The sequence below is a fragment of the Mannheimia sp. E30BD genome (assembly GCF_041807785.1).
In the GTDB taxonomy this organism is placed as follows: domain Bacteria; phylum Pseudomonadota; class Gammaproteobacteria; order Enterobacterales; family Pasteurellaceae; genus Mannheimia.
This window is the reverse complement of record NZ_JBGTYX010000002.1, coordinates 32,548-51,791: the sequence shown is the minus strand read 5'-3', so window position 1 is coordinate 51,791 and position 19,244 is coordinate 32,548. Positions and strand designations below refer to the sequence as shown.

Sequence of the window (19,244 nt, the reverse complement as noted above, 5' to 3'; positions counted from 1 at the left end):
TCTATATTCCTTCTACAATCTCTATAAGTTGGTTAATTGCGTTGATTTCATAAGTTGGCTTGATGTCAGTATCATTTTCCAAATTGAATGTATTGAGCCAACAGGTATCAATGCCCGAATTATTTCCGCCTAAAATATCGGAAGCGAGAGTATCGCCCACCATCAGCACTTTAGTGCGGTCGAATTCGTCCATTAAGGCAAAAGCATAATCAAACACTTGGCGATCGGGCTTAGCCGCTCCAATCTGTTCTGAAATCACAACAATATCAAAAAAATGGGCGGTTTGAGTGTTATCTAAACGTTTTTGCTGTAATTCGGTAAAACCATTTGTGATAATCCCCATTTTTACCTTGCCATACAAGGCATTTAATGTCTCAATTACCCCTACTAATGGCTGGCTAACCAATGCCATTTCTGCCATTAATTCTTGATTTAATTTTAATGGTTCAACGCCCGTTTGTTGCGATAATTTTGCAAAACGGCGGATTTGAATATCTTGTGCCGTAATTTCATTATTCTGATAAGCCACCCAAAGTGGCTTATTAATGGCTTGGAAATCTTGATAATCTTGCTCACTGAAATCAATCTGATAACGAGCTAACATTGCTTTCAAGCCTAAATAAGAATTAAACGAAAACAAGGTTTCATCGGCATCAAATAATATCCATTGGTATCTCATAATCTTCCTTTTACTCGCTATGCTTGCTCCTATGGAGCCGCTCAGAGCCAACGTTCAAACGCAAGCGTTTGTTAAAAAATTTGCAAATAAGGCGATTTATTCGCACTCTGTCATTTTTTGTTGTACCCACTCTACAAAAAATTTCACTTTCGGTACTTGAGCCGATTGCGGTGGATACACCACATAAAACGATTTTTCATCAAACAGTGATGTTGGGAACGGCTCAATTAGCGTACCTTTTTCAATCTCGTGTTGAGCTAATACCTTATTCGCAATCGCAACGCCTTGCTGGTGCATAGCTGCTTGTAACACCATAAACGTATGACTAAAAATAGAACCTGTTTCTGCATCCACTTTATCAGCAATATTGAGATGCTCAACCATTCGCTTCCATTTGTTATAAGTAGAAGAATGTAGTAAATGCTTATCAACTAAATCATTTTTCGACTGAATACGATTTTGCGATAAATACTCTGGCGAGGCTAAAATCACAATGCGGGATTCGGTCAAACGGATAGATTCCAAATCTTGCCAATCGCCTTTACCGTAATAAATTGCTACATCAGTTTCTTTGCCAAGTAATCCTTCATCTTGATCTACGCCTTTAATACGAACTTCAACCTCAGGGTATTTTTCGTGGAAATCAGCTAAACGAGGTACAAGCCAGTGCATACCAAAGGTTTGTGGAACACTGATAGTGAGAATTTGACGGCTACTTTGCTGGCGAACTTTATCGGTTGCCAATGCAATTTGCTCCAATAAAGGTTGCACCTCGTAGAAATATTGTGCTCCTAATTCCGTTAATTCTAATAAACGGTTACGGCGATGAAATAACGAAGCTCCTAAAAAGTCTTCCAATAACTTAATTTGATGACTAACGGCAGCTTGAGTTACAAAGAGATCTTCTGCTGCTTTGGTAAAATTCAAATGCCGAGCGGCAGATTCAAATGCTTTAAGTGCATTGAGTGGTGGAAGTTTTCTGTTCATAATATTTAAATATAATGAACTGCTAAGATAAAGCAATTCCATTATTTTTTCTGATGGTTAAAATTAAAAAAATTCGGTTGATAGCTGAAAGTAGAAACAATAGAATACTCTCCGTACTTAATGGATGGTCGTAGAATTTATTCTATTTCTAAATTTTAAGTATGATGTTGTGTTTGCATATTGGTCTAGGAAACTAGACTAGAGTAACGAAAGTTACTCGTTTCACTTCCTGTATATTTTGAACCGTATTGGTTTATAACCGCCCACTTTGGGCGGTTTTTTCTATCTAAAATAACTATAGAAGATTGGTTGCCATTCTATATTATTCGTTATATTTATTCTAGCTTTTATGCTTTTTTATTCTTTCATTTTCATCTGTTATAAAAATAGGTTTTATAGTATCCTAGTACCATAACTATTTTTAATAGCAGAGTATTCCTTTGAGTAAACCAAAACTAACCCACAATCAGCAACGTAGAATAAAATCTAATCATCATAAGCGCATCAATAAAAAAGAGGTGGAATGGCAAGATGATATGCTGGGCGAAACGCAGCAAGGCATAGTTGTAACCCGACACGTCAAACACGCTGATGTTGAAATGGAAAACGGTGAGATCTTTCGTTGTAATATCCGTCGTACGTTAAAAAATGTAGTCGTTGGCGATCAGGTTTCTTGGCGTAAAGGCAGCGAACAGCTACAGGGTATTAGTGGAGTGATTGAAGCGGTATTCCCTCGTAAAAATGAGCTTACCCGCCCAGATTATTATGATGGCATTAAAGTAATGGCATCAAATATCGATCAGATCATCATCGTTTCCGCAGTTTTGCCTACGCTTTCGCTCAATATTATCGACCGCTATTTAGTGATTTGCGAAACCGCTAATATCCCTGCTCTTATTGTGCTGAATAAAATTGATTTACTTAATGAAACAGAACGACAAGAAGTTCAAGAACAATTAAAAATTTATGAAGATATTGGTTATGAAACCCTGTGCTTATCTGCCGATACAGGCGAGAATATGCAAGAATTGCACCAATATCTTGCAGAAGGCACGTCTATTTTTGTTGGGCAATCGGGCGTTGGGAAGTCGAGTCTAATCAATCAGCTTCTGCCAGAGGTTAATGCACTAACAGGTTCTGTGAGCGATAACTCAGGTTTAGGGCAACATACTACCACCGCTTCACGTTTATATCATTTAGCACAAGGCGGTCAATTAATCGACTCGCCAGGCATTCGTGAATTTGGCTTATGGCATTTAGAGCCTGAACAAATTACACTTGGCTATCGTGAGTTTCAATCTGTACTCGGTACTTGCAAATTCCGTGATTGCAAGCATAAAAATGATCCAGGCTGTGAACTAAGACAAGCGGTCGAAAATGGTCAAATTTCTGTAATTCGGTTTGAAAATTACCATCGCTTAATCGAAAGCCTTTCTGAAACCAAAAGCCAACGCCATTTTAGAAAAGAAGAAGTATAATAATGAGTAAATTTATCTATCCAAATGCGAAATTGATTGCAGGTGTTGATGAAGTTGGGCGAGGCCCTTTGGTTGGGGCAGTGGTAACCGCTGCGGTTATTTTAGATCCAAATAATCCTATTGAAGGTTTAATGGATTCCAAAAAACTATCAGAAAAGAAACGCCTAGCATTAGCAGAAGAGATTAAAACAAAAGCCTTGAGTTGGTCACTTGGCAGAGCTGAACCTGCTGAAATTGATGAATTAAACATTCTTCACGCCACAATGCTGGCAATGCAGCGTGCGGTGGAAGGACTGCATATTCAGCCTGATTTCATCTTAGTCGATGGCAATCGACCACCGCTATTTTCTGTGCCTGCACAAGCGGTAGTTAAAGGCGATAGTTTAGTGGCTGAAATCAGTGCAGCTTCGATTATTGCCAAAGTAGCACGAGATCAAGAAATGGACGAATTGGATAAACAATTTCCACAGTACGGTTTTGCCAAGCACAAAGGCTATCCAACTAAATTACATTTTGAGAAATTAATTGAATTTGGAGCAACACCTTATCATCGCAAAAGTTTTGCTCCAGTGAAAAAAGTATTAGGCTTAATTGATTAGAAGGAAAATTCTATGACAACAGAATATCAAGAAACCATTTTTACTAAAATTATTAATAAAGAAATTCCTGCAAATATCGTCTATCAAGACGAGCTTGTTACAGCATTTCGTGATATTGCTCCACAAGCACCAACCCATATTCTGATTATTCCGAATAAATTTATTCCAACTGTGAATCACGTTATCACCGAAGATGAGTTAGCATTAGGACGTTTATTTACCGTTGCGGCAAAAATTGCCAAAGAAGAAGGTATTGCCGAAGATGGCTATCGACTAATTATGAATTGTAATAAAAACGCTGGGCAAGAAGTGTTTCATATTCATATGCACTTACTTGGTGGGCAGAAATTAGGGCCGCTAGTGGCGAAATAATATGCGTTTATCCTATTTTACTTTTGCAATTTTCTCGATTTTTTTGACCGCTTGTGCCAGTAAGCCCGTAAGTTATTTACCCACAGGCTCAAAGCCGATCGTGAATATTGAGGAAGATATTGCACAAAAAGTTGAGCTCAATACCAACGGCAAAACCTTTAGTACCACAAACTTAACTGATTTTCCGCTTAATGTGGTTTACAAGCTATTTTGGTACGATAAAGATGGCGTAACCCAATCGCCTGGCGGTATCTCTGAAAGTTCTGGCTGGCAAACTTTATGGCTACAACCAAAACAAAAACAAACAGTAGCATTAATTAAGCCTACTGAAGAAAGTCATAATTATCGACTTTATTTACGCGGTGCAAGATAGTAAAAAAGCAGAGTAAAAACTCTGCTTTTTGTATCTCTAAGATTTCAAAAACGGATTACTTTGCTTTTCTCGCCCAATGGTGGTATGCGACCCGTGTCCGGGAACAATGATGAAATCATCATCTAAATCAAACATTTTAGTACGAATAGTTTCTAAAAGTTGATCATAATTTCCCATATAGAGATCGGTTCTTCCAATGCTGTCTTGGAATAAAACATCGCCACTAAAAGCGATTTTATTCTCAAAGTCAAAGAAACCGATATGACCCGGTGCGTGTCCCGGCAAGTGGCGAATATGATATTTCAATGCCCCTACTTCAACCACATAGCCTTCTTCTAGCCAGTGATCTGGATAAAATCCACTTACTGCTGGCAAGCCGAATTGCTGACACATTTCAGGTAAATGTTCAAATAACGGCTTGTCTGCAATATGAGAACCAAATACTTCAACATTAAAATGATCTCTTACCTTCTCAACCGCCATAATATGATCTAAATGGGCGTGGGTAATCAGTAATTTCTGCACCTTTAGATCTTGAGATTCCACGAATTGAATGATTCGGTCGGCATCATCGCCGGCATCAATAATCGCTGCATTTTTATCGTTATCCCAAATAACAGTACAGTTTTGCTGAAATGGGCTAACAGGAATAATTTGCAAATTAAACATAAAATATGACCGCTTGTTAGCCTTTCCAAGTACGAACAGGACCGGTATCAACGTGCACAAAATTACTGCGTGGATAGTAACCTACACCACCGTTATTTAAACTTTCTGCTGCCTGTCGTACTTTATTTAACGGTACACCAGAAACTTGGAAATCAATCGCTTTTCCAAGAATATGATAACTCTGACTTGCCACACCACGGCTTCTACGGCGAAGTTTTGCATTTGTTTGTGCTGAGCGATAGCCACTTAACACTAAAATTTCCGCATTACGGAAACCTAACCGACGCTGTAGCTGGTTAAGTTTTACAAATAATTTTGGATCAATCGCCTTAACTTGATTAATATGGCGATCTCGCATTAAATAGTTTAATTGCCCGAGATCCTGCTTATTTAACCCTGCTGCACCGAATTTTGCCGTATAAGTATCACCCGTGTTCACATTACGAAAACGCAATGCTACCGGAGCCGGCGTAGAAAGTGCTGCCATTACTTGACCCGGCAGAAGGCTAGCCCCTAAAACAAGTCCGCCAAGTGATAACCACTTACGGCGTTGAACATCAATTTGTTTCATTTTTACCTCATAGGTTAGCTAATGATTTATAGAAAGTCGTTCCATTCTGAGCGAATTTCTATACACCATATTCAGCTAAAATTTAGAATCGTAAATTTATGTAAACTAAATTTGAAAAAAGTTCCAAGAAGATCGAAATCTTCTTGGAAATTTATATTTAATCAATTAAATAATACTTTTCAATTTACCCCAACTAATCGAGTATTGAGGAATTTTGGCATCAAAGTTATAAATATCAGGGAGTGTTTGCACCTTTCCACCTTCAACCCAAGAGGTTACATAATATAAGTAAACCGGGTTATCTGAGCGAATTTGTGCTGATGTTGTTTTCTTACTACCTAATACTTGGTTCTTTTTATCTACACTCCAACCAGCTTCTTTTAAGAGAATAGTAGCAAGTTCATCCGACTTAGCGACTCGCACACAACCGGAACTTAAAGCACGGTTTGTTTTACCAAATAATCCTCTATTTGGTGTATCGTGTAAATAAATAGCATCTGAACTTGGCATATTAAATTTATAACGACCTAAAGCACTATCATCTCCTGCTTTTTGACGAATGCGATAAGGAGTACTTTTAGCATTTAAATATTGAGACCAGTTCACACTACGGGGATTTACTTTATTACCACTGCCATCAATAATTTCAAAACTCGCTCTATCCGCATAACCAGGATCACGAGCTAATTTTGGCACAATATCTTTTGTCATAATGCTAGTTGGCACATTCCAAGGCGGATTTACAAGCACATTGCTTAATTTACTGTACATTACCGGTGTTTTACGATCTTCCCGTCCAACAATTACCTTAGATTGTAATGTTAGCTGACCATCACGGAAGTAATATAATTGGTAGCTTGGAATATTTACAAAGATACCGTTACTAAAACTTGGAATAATACGTAAACGCTGTGCATTCAATGCCAGTTTATAAAAAGAAGAACCGTTAGCACTTTCTGCTGCTGTTTTACCTTTCTTCGTTTTACCTGAAGATGTTTCACCCGCCATCGCTAATACTCTATCTGCAGTATCACGATACAAATGATTTCTAGGCACTAAATTCGTTACAAATTGACCTGAAGAACCATTTTTGACCGAGCTAACCCATTTACCGATTTGCTCTACCGATGGGGCTTTAGGAGAGTAGCTACCTAAGTTATACAACCAGCTATTCGCATTTTTAAATACGTTTTTGTTGTAGTAGAGATAATCTAAAAAGCCATCTGTCAGTAAAATATCCCGCCCTAAACCTTCAGGTTGATTTAAAATTTGTTGTAACGCTTTTGCTGATTTAGCCGATACACCACTTGCAGCAAACAGAGCATATTCTTTTAAAAATACCTTTTCTGCTGCTTTATCATTCCACATTGTAGAGAATTCACTCTCTAAATAAACTTTAGTTGTTGCTTGGTTAAGCAATAATGAATTTGCACCAATTTCTTGTTTTACTCGTGCTTCCGCTTCTGCAAATTTTCTTGCTCGCTCTTGGCGAATTTGTTCTTGTGCCAGCGCATAATCGGCTTGCTTCACTAATTCTGCCGCTCGAGCTTGTTGGGCAGCAAAACTTAGTTGCGGTAAAATATTATCTTGCACAGAAGATGCTTCAGCCTGAGTAAGTGTTACTGTTGCTGTTTCAGCTAAAGCTACACCTGAAAGCGCCATCATAATAGGTAATAATTTAAAGGTTCTCAACCTACTCTTCCTCTTATTATATTATTTATAAAAAATAGACCGCTTAGTTACCTAAGCGGTAATATTTATGCGTATATTATAACCATATTTATGGCTTTTTATCAATTTCTGACCAATCGATAACCATTTGTACCGCTTCTTTCAAGAAGAAATCAGGAGCTTCATAGTCTTTTGGTAAATCATCAATATTTTTCAATGCTTTCTTACCCTCTCTTGCAAAGCGTGCATTGATATCTTTCAAGCGTTTTTCATCATCAGCTTTTTCTTCTCTTAAACGTTCTTCCAAATTTAACGATAAGAATTTACGCCCATCACGCTCTTTACGAATTGTAATATTTTCGTTTAACACAATGAACTCCGGGTGCTTTGCAATACGATCTTCGTGTTTAGCTTTTAACGCTGAAACTGCATTACGCGCATTTCCCACTTCTTGATAAGTTGCTGCCAGTACCTTATCCCAAGGCAGTGCGTTATCTTCAAAACTTTCACCAGTTTTTTCCGCATTGATGATTTCAGGGAATTTAATATCCGCATCAACCCCTTTCAACTGAGTACTACCACCGTTAATACGATAGAATTTTTGAATTGTATATTGAATAAAACCTAACGGTTCCTTATCTAAGTCATACACAAAATTCAATGAACGGCTTTGTTGCACTGTTCCTTTGCCGAAAGTTTGCTGACCAACAACAATTGCACGATTATAATCTTGCATTGCTGCAGCAAAAATTTCAGAAGCTGACGCACTATGGCGATTAATCATTACCATAATTTTACCGTCATAAACGATTTTTGATTCTGGATCTTTGTGTACTTTGATGCGGTTAAAAGCATCTTGAACTTGAACTACTGGTCCACCTTTAATAAACAATCCTGTTAAATTAATCACTTCCGTTAATGAACCACCGCCGTTCTCACGCAGATCAATAATTAAGCCTTCTACATTTTGCTTATTCATATCTGCTAATAATTTACGCACATCTTCAGTTAGGCCAATGTAGAAAGTTGGAATTTTAATTACCCCAACACTTTTACCATCAACTTTCTCAACGGTTAATTTAGCCGCACTGTCTTCAATTCGTACTTTATCACGCACAAGAGTAATAATTTTGGTTTTTCCGCCTTTTTCCGGCTCAATTTCTAAACGAACTTTTGTGCCTTTTTTACCTTTGATCTTATCGACCACATCATCTAAACGCCAGCCGATAACATCTTCAATAGCTCCTTTTTCACCTTGACCAACACCAATAATCTTATCGCCCACAACAAGTTTCTTGCTTCGTGCAGCCGGAGCCCCTGGCACTAACGAACGAATGCTGGTTACATCATCTTCTTGAGTAAGCGTTGCCCCAATCCCTTCTAATGAAAGGTTCATACTTTCTTGGAATGCTTTAGCTGCACGAGGTGAAAGATAGCTGGTATGCGGGTCGATCTCACGAGAAAATGAATTCAAGTAAGTTTGTAAAATATCGTCTGCTTTAACTTGTGTTAAACGCTTAATCGCAAAGTTATAACGCTTGGTTAAAGTTTTCTTGATTTCAGCCCATTTTTTATCTTTCAGATATAAATTGATAATGTCATTTTTAACACGCTGTTCCCAGAGTGTATTAGCTTCTTCTACTGTAGTTGGGAATGGCGCTTTTTCACGATCAATTTCAATTTGGTCACTACCTTTCAAATCAGGTTCTTTATCTAACAAAGACAACGCATAGCTATAACGCTGGTAACGGCGTTTCGACATCAATTCATACATTGCAAATGCGGCATCTAATTTACCTGCATAAAGATCATCATCTAAAGACACTGCATATTTGCTACGCATTTCTTCTACATCGGATTGCAGGAAAGTATTATGAGAAGCATCAAGCCAATCAATGTAACGATCAAAAATTTTATGTGCAAACTCATCATTTAACTGGAATTTATGGTAATGAGATTGCGTTAAACGAGCCGTTACACGCTTTGTGGATAAGCTATGTTGCTCGGTTGGTTTTGGGATAACGATTGCACTTTCTTTCATATCAGGTTGCACAGCAATGGCATTACCGGCGAAGAAACCTAATGTAACTGCAAAAATCGTATTTAATTTTTTTAATTTCATTTTCTATTCCAATCTACAAGCGGTCATAAAATGACAAAAATTAGCAAAGGGCGTATTTACTACGCCCTACATTTTATTTACGACCAAATTTACTTGCTAAAGCCGCTAATTTTTCCTCTGATGCCTTAGCTGAATTATCTGATTTTGCTTTGTTCGCTTTAGATTCTGCACGTTTTTTAGCATTCTCTTCACGAGCTTTTTGTTTAAAGAATTCTTTACGTTGTTCTTTACGCTCTTGTGCTTTACGTTCTGCAACAACAGCTTTGGCTGCTGCTAGAGTATCTGCTGCGTGAGCTGCTTCTTCTTCAGTAACTACACCTGCTTCTTCGCCTTGTAATCCTACACGAGCAACATTCGCTTGGCTTGCTGCTAAATAACGCCAAGAGTTTGTATAGTTGCGAAGCACTTGGCGTAATAAGGTTTTACTTACTTTTTCATCATCTTTTAACGCTTCTGCTAACTCTTGGAAAAGTCCTACCTTTAATGGTTTTGCCTCACCCTCCACACTAAAACAAAGTGGAAATTTCTCTGCTAAATACGCAATCACTTCCTTTGTACTTGGATTTGTTTTATTGTGAGTTTGTTCTACTTGTTGTTCCGACATAATAAGTTCCGTTAATAAAAATTCGAGAATTTGCTAAGTTAAAATCTAACTCGATACTATATTTGATTTATAAGGCTTCGTCCATATAAATCGCATATTCCTATTATAAAAACGATAGACTATTTTTCATTTGAATGTTCAGAAAAGTATAAAAATAATTTGATTAAAAAATGAATAAATGCTCTAATGGCAAAAGCTGTTCGTGCGTTAATTAAAGTTGAATCTTTTTAGTTATTTTCTTCAATAAATATTGGGTAAGTGATTGATAGATACGCCTGTAATATCCCGTTTAGCTATCTTTTATCACTTTTTACATTTATATGAGGAAAATCCTATGTCAGCAGTTACTGGTACAGTGAAATGGTTCAATGCAACTAAAGGTTTTGGTTTTATCACCCCTGATCAAGGTGGCAAAGATGTGTTCGTTCACTTCTCTGCAATTGAAGCAAACGATGGTTACCGCACATTAGCAGATGGTGCAAAAGTTCAATTTGAAATCCAAGATTCAGAACGTGGTGCATCAGCCGTAAACGTGAAAACAATCTAATTAATACTATTTCAACGAAAATGCCGACACAATGTCGGCATTTTTTATACTTACTTCAAAATCTGCACGTCAAATTTTTTCGGCACAATAAACATTGCCGGCACAACAAAAGCCGCCATTAACCAGAAGGTTAAGCTTGGCGAATTTTGGTAGATCATACCTGCTACAAAAGTAAATACCGCCATAAATGCACAGCTTGCTAAACCAAAATATAAACCTTGCAACTTCGTAATATTCTCTGCCGATTGCATTGAAATATAACGAATCATCGCAATATGGGAAGCTCCAAAGGTAACTGAATGTAGAAGTTGAGCAAAAATCATCAATGTAATCTCTGTGCTACTCCCCATAATTCCCCAGCGGATAACAGCAAACACCGCAGATAAAATCATTAAATGGCTGATTTTCCAGGACTTAAACAGCTGCTTAGAGACCAAAAAGAATAAAATCTCGGATACCACCGCCAATCCCCAAAACAAACTGGCCATTTCCGTTGAAATACCTGCATTTGACCAATGAATAGTACTGTAAGTGTAATAGGTTGCGTGGGAAGCGGAAATTAACGAGACGGCAACCAACATTCGCAACGTGGACGGCTCTTTTAATAAGGCTAAATAAGTAACAGTAGAGCTATTAGTTACTACATTTTTGTCTTCAAAACCAACAGTAGGCGTAGCGAATTGCCCGATACCAAACAAGACCAAAAAGCCGATAATCACCCAAACCACCACATCTTCGCCTAACTGCCCGATAAAATAGCCTCCACAAAGTGAACCAACCACAAAGGCAATTGAGCCGAAAAGTCTGGCTTTTCCGTAATCTAAACCGATTTGCCGTTGCCAGATAGACGCAATACTGTCTGCAATCGGCATCGCCCCTGAATTGAACATTTGAAACAGCATTAACACAGGAAAAATCAGCCAAATTGAATTGCCTGAAAATGCCAACACAATAGCAACTGCAATATTCAGCCACGTTAAGGCTCTTGCGGTTGGAATGAGCTGATTTACCGCATTTACCCACTGCGAAGCCAACATACTGCCGCCAAAGCGAAACAGATAACCTACTGCCGCTAATAAGCCGATAATTTCCGTAGAATAGCCGTGATGTTTTAGCCAAACAGGCAAAAACGGTAATATCACGCCATAAGCACAGAAAAAGCCGAAATAGTTAAATGCTGTCCACTTAAACGGCGAAACCGCTATCATAAGGATTTCTCCATTTCCTCAGCTCGGTAAATTGCCGCCCACATTGCTTTATCTACAGTTTCAGTTAAATTTTGTTGTTCAAATACTTCTAAAGCCTTTGCCGTTGTGCCACCTTTGGAGGTTACATTTTCTCGTAAAGTTGAAAGTGGAACGGTTGGATTTGCCTCTACCAATTTTGCTGCCCCTAATGCCGCTGATTGCACTAAAAATCTCGCATCTTGTTCAGAGAACCCCATTTGCATCGCACTTTGCTGCATTGCTTCCATAAAACGGAAGAAATAAGCAGGGCTTGAGCCTGTAATCGCAATAATATGGTTGATTTGTTCTTCACTTTCCACCCAATAGCATTTGCCCACTGCCGACATTAGCTCTTCTGCAAATTCACAAGCGGTCGAATTTACTGATTTTTTTGCAAATAGCCCAGTCACTCCCTCGCCAATCAAGGACGGCGTATTTGGCATTGTGCGGATAATATTTTTCGCCGTTGATAATAATTCTTCCAAGCGTTGAACTGAAATCCCTGCCGCCACAGAGATCACCCATTTATTTGAAAAATCGACATCAGCAAATTCCGCACACACCTCCGCCATCATCTGCGGTTTAACCGCCAGCACAACAACCTCTGCTTGCTCCACTGCTTCACGATTTGCAAAATTTGTGGAAATTCCGACCGCTTGTAATTCCTCTCTGCGAGCAAGATTGCTCTTATTACACGCAATGATTTGAGAAGCTGGATAACCGCTTTTCAATAAACCTTGAATAATCGCAAATGCCATATTACCTGTGCCGATAAAAGCAAGTTTTTTACTGTTCATACGCAAATCCTCTACTGTGTTTGGGTTGGCTCTGTTAGAATAGCTTATTCTACACCTTAAAAGATTTCTCTAAAAGGACAGGCAAAAATGGTTTTCTTCAAAAATGTGATGATTTATAAATTAACCAGCGAGCTTTCGCTTGATAGCAAAAGCCTTGATGATTTACAGCAAGAGACAAAATTCACCCCTTGCACGCAATTTGATATGAGTAAATTTGGCTGGTCTAGCCCGTTGAAAGGCTCTGATTTACTTCATTTTTCACAAGGTAACCAATTTTTGCTGGTTTCACATAAAGAAGATAAATTACTGCCTGCAAATGTTGTTAAAGCGGAAACCGAGCAACGCATTGCAGAATTAGAAGAAAAAGAAGCTCGCAAGCTCAAAAAAACGGAAAAGCAAGCGGTAAAAGATCAAGTGGTATCGAACCTGCTGCCTCGTGCCTTTAGCAAACATCAATTTACCGCTATTTGGTTGGATTTAGACAATCAGCTCGTGTATGTTGATGCCGCTTCAAGCAAACGAGCGGAAGACACGCTTGCCTTACTGCGTAAAACGCTTGGCTCATTGCCTGTTGTGCCGATTTCATTCACATTACCGCCTGCAGAGGTAATGACAAACTGGGTGGCAAAAGGGCATACGCCAAGCTGGCTAACTTTATTAGAAGAAGCAGAGCTGAAATCCTTCGATACCGACAGCGTTATCCGCTGCAAACGCCAAGATCTAGAAACCGAAGAAATCGCCCAGCACTTACAAGCGGGTAAATTTATCACAAGACTTGCCATTGAGTGGGAAGCTCATTTCTCTTGTGTGCTTAATGAAGATGCTACCCTTTCTCGCCTGAAATTTGCCGATGAAGTGCGTGAGAAAAATGACGATATTCTGAAAGAAGATGTTGCTCAACGTTTTGATGCCGATTTCTTACTAATGACAGAAGAACTCAAAACCTTTACTGCCAAAATGATTGAAGAATTTGGTGGACTTAAAGCCAGAATTTAGAACCAAAATTTAGGGAAAACAATGTTAGATCAAGCCATTATTGACCAATATGATGCCCTCATTTTTGATATGGACGGCACATTAATCGACACAATGCCAAGCCACGCCAAAGCGTGGGAAATGGTGGGTGACGTTTTAGGTTATCCGCTCACTTCTGATGCTATGATGAAACTTAGTGGCTCAACCACCTTTATTATTGCCCGAGAAACAATGAAGCGTGCTAATATGCCTGAGCATTATTTTGATGAAGTGGTGAAATTAAAACGCCAATTTGGTATGGAATTAATTCCTGAAAATGCCGCGCTACTGCCCACTTTTGAGATTGTGAAAGCCAATTTCGGCAAAAAGCCAATGGCAATCGGCACCGGATCGCACCGTGCAATGGTGGAATTATTAGATGAAAAATTTAATTTACGCCATTATGTTTCGGTTATTGTAGATTCCGACGATGTAATCAACCACAAGCCCTCCCCTGAAACATTTTTAAAATGTGCAGAAAAACTGGGCGTGCCTGCTCATCGTTGCTTGGTATTTGAAGATGCTGATTTGGGCGTACAAGCTGCCCTTAGCGGTGGAATGGACGTGTTCGATGTGCGAACCAATACTATTACCCACGCAACTCGTTAATGAAAAGTTGTTATGAAAACAGAGTGGATTAAAAACTTCGTACAAAAATTAATCGCAATTTCAAAAGCGGTGGAAAACTATTTTACCAGCGGTTCATTTGGGGTGAAATTTTACCCGTTTCTAATGCACCCTTGCTTTCGCAAAAGTTGTGCGTTTCTAGTATCTATCATTGCGATTGTTTCTAGTTTCAGCGGTGTATTTTATCTGTTGGCAGAACATATCACGATTTTATTTAGTGAAAGATCGCTTACCACCTATTTCCACCATAGCACTTTAGAATTGCTTGTGCCTGTTGGCACAATGATTGACGGAAAAGTTACCGAACTTTCGCCGCTCTCCATCGTAATGCTGACAATGTTTGTGATACAAGCGGTCGTTTTTTTCTTTATTTATGCAATCGGCATTACCCACATTACCCACAATAAGCTGCGTGTTATCGGCTTAATCTTAGCTCTCGGTTTTGCGATTGGTTGCTCATTAATTTCGGGCATTCAGCCTACTTCACGCAGCGAATTTGGCATTTATAATTTAGGGGCAAGCATTACTTTCTTAATTGGCAACTTAACGCTAATTATTGCAGGGCTCGATATTTACCACCCGACAATACGTTTTTTCAAACGTTTTAGCATTACGGCAGGTATTATCGGGGCAATTTGTATTTTGGTTACTATGTTCCTGCCGACGATTTTCAGCCCATTAATTGAGCGAGCTGGCATTTACACCATTATGATGTGGGAAATTTTAGCCGGTTTTGCCATTATCAAACGGTTAAGAAAAATCCCGTCCTTAACACAACATATAGAATAAAACAGGATAGATTATGAAACACAACATTCCATTTATTAATCGCTACGCACAATTGATTGAGTTACCAACCATTTCCAGTTTAGTGGCAGAACACGATTTATCAAACCGTGCATTAATTGAACTACTCGCCACTTGGCTTGCCGATTTTGGCTTTAAAACTGAAATTTTAGCAGTTGAAGGCAGCCGTAATAAATATAATTTGCTTGCCACCTACGGCGAGGGCGAAGGCGGATTATTACTAGCAGGACACACCGACACCGTGCCGTTTGATGATGGCAAATGGACTTTCAATCCGTTCAAACTAACCGAGCAAAACGGCAAACTTTACGGCTTAGGCACAGCAGATATGAAAGGCTTTTTCGCTTTCGTGGTAGACGTGGTCAGCCAAATTGACTTCTCACAAATCAAAAAGCCGATCCGAATTCTTGCTACCGCCGATGAAGAAACCACAATGCTCGGGGCAAAAACTTTCGCCCAGCACACTCACATTCGCCCAGATTGTGCGATTATCGGCGAACCAACCTCACTCAAGCCAATTCGAGCTCATAAAGGGCATATGGGCGAATCGGTCAGAATTACTGGCAGAAGCGGACACTCAAGCGATCCGAGTAAAGGCATTAACTCCATTGAGCTAATGCACGAATCTATCGGTTATTTAATAAAAATGCGTGATGACCTAAAAGCAAAATACCATAATCCGCTCTTCCAAGTAACTCACCCAACAATGAATTTTGGCAACATTCGGGGTGGCGATGCCATTAACCGTATTTGTGCCTGCTGTGAATTACAGTTTGATATGCGACCACTGCCAAATATGCCGTTAGCTGATTTATACGTAATGGTTGATGAATACTTAAAACCGATGATTGAGCAATATGGCGATTTAATTGAAATTCGCCCCATTCACGACGGCATTCCGGGCTATGAATGCGAGCATTCTGCTCAAATCGTGCAGGTGGTTGAAAAGCTACTCGGCGAAGAATGTGGTTCAGCAAACTACTGCACTGAAGCTCCATTTATTCAACAACTCTGCCCAACACTGGTGTTAGGGCCGGGTTCGATTGAACAAGCCCACCAGCCTGATGAGTTTTTAGAAACCAAATATATTGAACCGACAAAAGAGCTATTAACAAAGTTGATTTATCATTTCTGTCGATAAGATAAAAAGAGGGGCAAATTACAATTTGCCCCTATGTTTTTACATAGCGGTAGAATTTACCCGATTTTTTGCAAATTATTACCACTGATAACGATAATTCGCTAATACACTAAGTGGCTGCTTAAATTTACTACCCGAAGTAACCGAAGCCTCTAAGCCTAAGCGGTGGTTGCTGTTGCCTGCTGTTAAACCTAATGCGGTTTGTACTCTGCCTTTGTTTTCTGCTACATCAAATTGATATTGATTCACTCGCACTTTCGCATTATTTGCTTTTTCCGCAATCGCATTTACTTCCGCATAAGGTTGTAGATTCCAACCATTATTCAATGCAAAACCTTTTGCTACACGCACACCTGCACGGGCAGTAAAGAGATTTAAACGGCTCTCATCGGCTTTGCCGTTAATGGTATGGTAGGCAAGCTGAGCTTGTGGTGTAACGCTCCAATCATTGCTCAACGCAAAACGTTTGCCGATTTCGCTTGAAAGGCTAAACCCATTGTATTTACGTTTTTCATCAACAAACTTAGCAGTTAGGTGTTCATATTTTGCGATGTTATCCAAATACCAACCCTGTTCATTTGCAAAAGTTGCGTATAAACCAACCGCTTGTGAGCGCAATTTACCTTTGCTGTATTCGCCATTAAAATCGACATCAGCACGGCTTGCACCGACAAATCCACCTAAACGAAGATTGTCATTAATGGCACGATCTGCCCCAAGTTGTAGGCTGTGAGAATCCATTTCAAAACTTGAAGAACGGCTATCTACCGCCACATTCTGGGCTTTGGCTTCACTACGGCTATTGTTATTTTTTACCCACACATTGCTTAATTTATCGGTTTTCAACTCGCCTAAACGTTGATGAATACCTTGTAAATTTTGGCTAAGCAATGCACCTTGAGCTTGGCGGAGAGAGACAAGAGCGTTTGTTTTCTCACTTAATGCTTTCAATACAGGTGCAACAACAGGTTGGCTAGGCTGTGTCGGTTGAGGCTGTGTTGGTTGAACAACAACTGGTGGGGTTGGTTCAGTAGGTGCTGGCGTTACAGGCTTGGCAGGGGGCGTAGGCTGAACAGGTGTATTTGTAACACTTTCAGCTTGGCGGTTTGCTAATATCCAGTTTGTTCCCTCTTTATTTAGGCGATAACGATACGCCCCTGCATCAACATAATCACGATCTTTTAAGCTAAATTGAGCTTGACCTGTTTGCGTTTCAACAAATGTTACTTTACCATTCGCAGCATTTGGCTCATTTCCGCTATCTTTAATACCTAATGTGAAATTACCGCTATCATCGCCTTTTACCACAATTTTGTCAGATTGTTGGTTAGCAAGATCGGTGTTGAGATCGAAATGACCGTTGCCTGATAGATTTTCATAAATAGTTAAAGTTTGAAAACCTTGACTATCATCTAACGTAACTTGGCTGTTATCTAATTTAAGATTAGATACACTATTATGTGTAACATCTCCACTTACTGGATCTTTAGCAATTGGAACAAACCAAGATGAAGAAGTTAGATTAATATCACTTTTAGATATTCCAGAACTATCAGCAAGAGTAATTATAGGGCCAGAAAGTTTAGAGTTATTTGCTACAATATTGACTTTATCATCAGCAATTATTCCATCTTCATCATCACTTGGTATCCCTACAGCTATAATCAGTGGGGCTTTTATAGTAGAGTTTTCTAAATTAATATCAAAATTTGCATATTGTTTGACTTTCCTACTTGTTGACCACCAAGAGCCAAAAATAGAATCTTCGGAAGATATACTAGAGTCTTTAGCAATAATAGAGGCTAGAGAACTTTGCTTTTCTGTAGCGTGAATAGATATAGTATGAGCTTCACCTGTTGATGCTAAAGAAACATTATCCAGGGTAAGTTTAGAAATACCACTTTCTCCTTCTGAGATTCGTATTGTATCTGATTAGAAATTTCCATCAGCTATATTCTTACGAGTGATTTTGCTGTTTTTAATCTCTACATCAGAATCTGAAATAGCTATAACATCGCCTTGAAAATCGCCAGAAAGAGTTAGATCTGAATCTTCAAGTCTTAGTTTGGAATTTCTGATATCTAATAAGGATTGCTGCCCTAAAGAGAAATTCGATGTTAATTCCTTACTTACAATGCACGATTTCAAATTGCCATTTTGCTCTTTTTCTATCAATAGAGGAAGCCCACAATCCTCAGTAAATCCTTGTGAAGCAGCTCCTAATAAAGCAATAGAAATAGCAGAAAGTTTAAAAATATGATATTTTTTTCATAATTTTCTCTCTAAGATTTTAAATACAAGCGGTTAATTTTCCCTAAAAATTTACAAATCAACGAAATAAGGCGAACACTGAGGTTCGCCTTATCAATTACAGTGCATAGCTAAATACTTTAACAACTTTTGTTACACCACCTACATTACGAGCTACTTCTGCGGCAGCATCAGCTTGAGCTTGGCTTACTTTGCCCATTAGGAAGACTTCGCCGTTTTCGGTGACCACTTTCACTTCGGTGGCTTTTACTTCGCCATTTACCAGCAGTTTGGATTTCACTTGGGTGGTAATCCAACTATCTTGTGTAATCTGTCCAAAACCGATTTTTTCGCCTTGTCGGATTTCATTATAAATTTCTGTTACCCCTTCCGCTCCTGCGGCTAAATTTTTGGCATTTTCTACTACGTCCATACTTGGTGCTTGCCCGATTAATAACACTTTTCCGTTGTAAGCGACTACATTAATGCGGGCTTCTTCTTTAATTTGCTCGTCTTTATTGATGTTGTAAGCCACTTTTTCTTCTAAAATTTCATCATCAACTTGTGTGCCTGTTGAGCGTGGATCTGTCGCCACTTTGGTTGCCACTGCCGCTGAAGTGACTACTGCGGTGGTAATACAGCCTTGTAAAGACAGAAAACCTAGAGTAAGCAAACCTGCTTTAAGTAGTTTTTTTGCTAAATGTGTCATA

21 protein-coding genes are annotated in these 19,244 nt (G+C 39.0%); 9 read left to right on the top strand and 12 right to left on the bottom strand.

The window, feature by feature from the left end:
* Position 1: 1 nt before the first annotated feature.
* Positions 2–679: a pyrimidine 5'-nucleotidase gene (yjjG, locus tag ACERCG_RS01600; protein ID WP_373610340.1), complete on the bottom strand. Its 678-nt coding sequence runs from the start codon at positions 677–679 to the stop codon at positions 2–4.
* 96 nt (positions 680–775) lie between these two features.
* Positions 776–1,666: a transcriptional regulator GcvA gene (locus tag ACERCG_RS01595; protein WP_373610339.1), complete on the bottom strand. Its 891-nt coding sequence runs from the start codon at positions 1,664–1,666 to the stop codon at positions 776–778.
* Positions 1,667–2,106: 440 nt separating this feature from the next.
* Between ACERCG_RS01595 and rsgA the strand changes: the two genes are divergently transcribed.
* From rsgA to ACERCG_RS01575, 4 genes are read left to right on the top strand one after another with little or no spacing between them, the layout of a single operon-like run.
* Entirely contained in the window at positions 2,107–3,144 is a 1,038-nt protein-coding gene (gene rsgA / locus ACERCG_RS01590) for a small ribosomal subunit biogenesis GTPase RsgA (protein ID WP_373610338.1), read from the top strand.
* Positions 3,144–3,743, top strand: coding sequence for a ribonuclease HII (gene rnhB, locus ACERCG_RS01585; RefSeq protein WP_373610498.1), 600 nt, complete (start codon positions 3,144–3,146; stop codon positions 3,741–3,743). Before rsgA ends, rnhB begins: the two co-directional genes overlap by 1 nt.
* A gap of 12 nt (positions 3,744–3,755) precedes the next feature.
* Positions 3,756–4,115 carry a purine nucleoside phosphoramidase gene (gene hinT / locus ACERCG_RS01580; protein WP_373610337.1) on the top strand — a complete coding sequence of 120 codons (360 nt, stop codon included), beginning with the start codon at positions 3,756–3,758 and terminating at the stop codon, positions 4,113–4,115.
* A 1-nt stretch (position 4,116) separates the two neighbouring features.
* Positions 4,117–4,488 carry a YcfL family protein gene (locus ACERCG_RS01575; protein ID WP_373610336.1) on the top strand — a complete coding sequence of 124 codons (372 nt, stop codon included), beginning with the start codon at positions 4,117–4,119 and terminating at the stop codon, positions 4,486–4,488.
* A gap of 36 nt (positions 4,489–4,524) precedes the next feature.
* Here the strand turns inward: ACERCG_RS01575 and ACERCG_RS01570 are convergent, their stop codons facing one another.
* The 5 genes from ACERCG_RS01570 to proQ all read right to left on the bottom strand — a co-directional run bounded on the left by ACERCG_RS01570 (position 4,525) and on the right by proQ (position 10,125).
* Positions 4,525–5,157: an MBL fold metallo-hydrolase gene (locus ACERCG_RS01570; protein WP_373610335.1), complete on the bottom strand. Its 633-nt coding sequence runs from the start codon at positions 5,155–5,157 to the stop codon at positions 4,525–4,527.
* Between the two features lie 16 nt (positions 5,158–5,173).
* Entirely contained in the window at positions 5,174–5,728 is a 555-nt protein-coding gene (locus ACERCG_RS01565) for a YcbK family protein (protein WP_373610334.1), read from the bottom strand.
* 165 nt (positions 5,729–5,893) lie between these two features.
* Complete coding sequence (locus ACERCG_RS01560) at positions 5,894–7,393, bottom strand: L,D-transpeptidase family protein (protein ID WP_373610497.1); 1,500 nt, start codon at positions 7,391–7,393, stop codon at positions 5,894–5,896.
* A 115-nt stretch (positions 7,394–7,508) separates the two neighbouring features.
* Positions 7,509–9,521: a carboxy terminal-processing peptidase gene (gene prc / locus ACERCG_RS01555; protein WP_373610333.1), complete on the bottom strand. Its 2,013-nt coding sequence runs from the start codon at positions 9,519–9,521 to the stop codon at positions 7,509–7,511.
* A 73-nt stretch (positions 9,522–9,594) separates the two neighbouring features.
* Positions 9,595–10,125, bottom strand: a complete 531-nt coding sequence (gene proQ, locus ACERCG_RS01550; protein ID WP_373610332.1) for an RNA chaperone ProQ — start codon at positions 10,123–10,125, stop codon at positions 9,595–9,597.
* 334 nt (positions 10,126–10,459) lie between these two features.
* Between proQ and ACERCG_RS01545 the strand changes: the two genes are divergently transcribed.
* Positions 10,460–10,672: a cold-shock protein gene (locus ACERCG_RS01545; RefSeq protein ID WP_373610331.1), complete on the top strand. Its 213-nt coding sequence runs from the start codon at positions 10,460–10,462 to the stop codon at positions 10,670–10,672.
* A gap of 50 nt (positions 10,673–10,722) precedes the next feature.
* Here the strand turns inward: ACERCG_RS01545 and ACERCG_RS01540 are convergent, their stop codons facing one another.
* Together ACERCG_RS01540 and proC are read right to left on the bottom strand one after the other, a co-directional pair.
* On the bottom strand, positions 10,723–11,880 hold the full coding sequence (locus tag ACERCG_RS01540) for a 3-phenylpropionate MFS transporter (RefSeq protein WP_373610330.1): 1,158 nt from the start codon (positions 11,878–11,880) through the stop codon (positions 10,723–10,725).
* On the bottom strand, positions 11,877–12,695 hold the full coding sequence (gene proC / locus ACERCG_RS01535; RefSeq protein WP_373610329.1) for a pyrroline-5-carboxylate reductase: 819 nt from the start codon (positions 12,693–12,695) through the stop codon (positions 11,877–11,879). The genes ACERCG_RS01540 and proC overlap by 4 nt, the downstream gene beginning before the upstream one ends.
* 87 nt (positions 12,696–12,782) lie before the next feature.
* Between proC and rdgC the strand changes: the two genes are divergently transcribed.
* The 4 genes from rdgC to argE are packed head-to-tail and all read left to right on the top strand — an operon-like array spanning position 12,783 to position 16,284.
* Positions 12,783–13,691, top strand: a complete 909-nt coding sequence (rdgC, locus tag ACERCG_RS01530; protein ID WP_373610328.1) for a recombination-associated protein RdgC — start codon at positions 12,783–12,785, stop codon at positions 13,689–13,691.
* A gap of 21 nt (positions 13,692–13,712) precedes the next feature.
* A complete protein-coding gene (locus tag ACERCG_RS01525) occupies positions 13,713–14,318 on the top strand; it encodes a beta-phosphoglucomutase family hydrolase (protein WP_373610327.1) in 606 nt (201 codons plus the stop codon).
* A 12-nt stretch (positions 14,319–14,330) separates the two neighbouring features.
* Complete coding sequence (locus ACERCG_RS01520) at positions 14,331–15,125, top strand: DUF998 domain-containing protein (protein ID WP_373610326.1); 795 nt, start codon at positions 14,331–14,333, stop codon at positions 15,123–15,125.
* Between the two features lie 13 nt (positions 15,126–15,138).
* A complete protein-coding gene (argE, locus tag ACERCG_RS01515; RefSeq protein WP_373610325.1) occupies positions 15,139–16,284 on the top strand; it encodes an acetylornithine deacetylase in 1,146 nt (381 codons plus the stop codon).
* Positions 16,285–16,362: 78 nt separating this feature from the next.
* Here the strand turns inward: argE and ACERCG_RS01510 are convergent, their stop codons facing one another.
* The 3 genes from ACERCG_RS01510 to dolP all read right to left on the bottom strand — a co-directional run bounded on the left by ACERCG_RS01510 (position 16,363) and on the right by dolP (position 19,243).
* Positions 16,363–17,778: an autotransporter outer membrane beta-barrel domain-containing protein gene (locus ACERCG_RS01510; RefSeq protein ID WP_373610496.1), complete on the bottom strand. Its 1,416-nt coding sequence runs from the start codon at positions 17,776–17,778 to the stop codon at positions 16,363–16,365.
* A 438-nt stretch (positions 17,779–18,216) separates the two neighbouring features.
* Entirely contained in the window at positions 18,217–18,459 is a 243-nt protein-coding gene (locus ACERCG_RS01505; RefSeq protein ID WP_373610324.1) for a hypothetical protein, read from the bottom strand.
* Positions 18,460–18,652: 193 nt separating this feature from the next.
* Entirely contained in the window at positions 18,653–19,243 is a 591-nt protein-coding gene (gene dolP, locus ACERCG_RS01500) for a division/outer membrane stress-associated lipid-binding lipoprotein (protein WP_373610323.1), read from the bottom strand.
* Position 19,244: the final 1 nt, after the last annotated feature.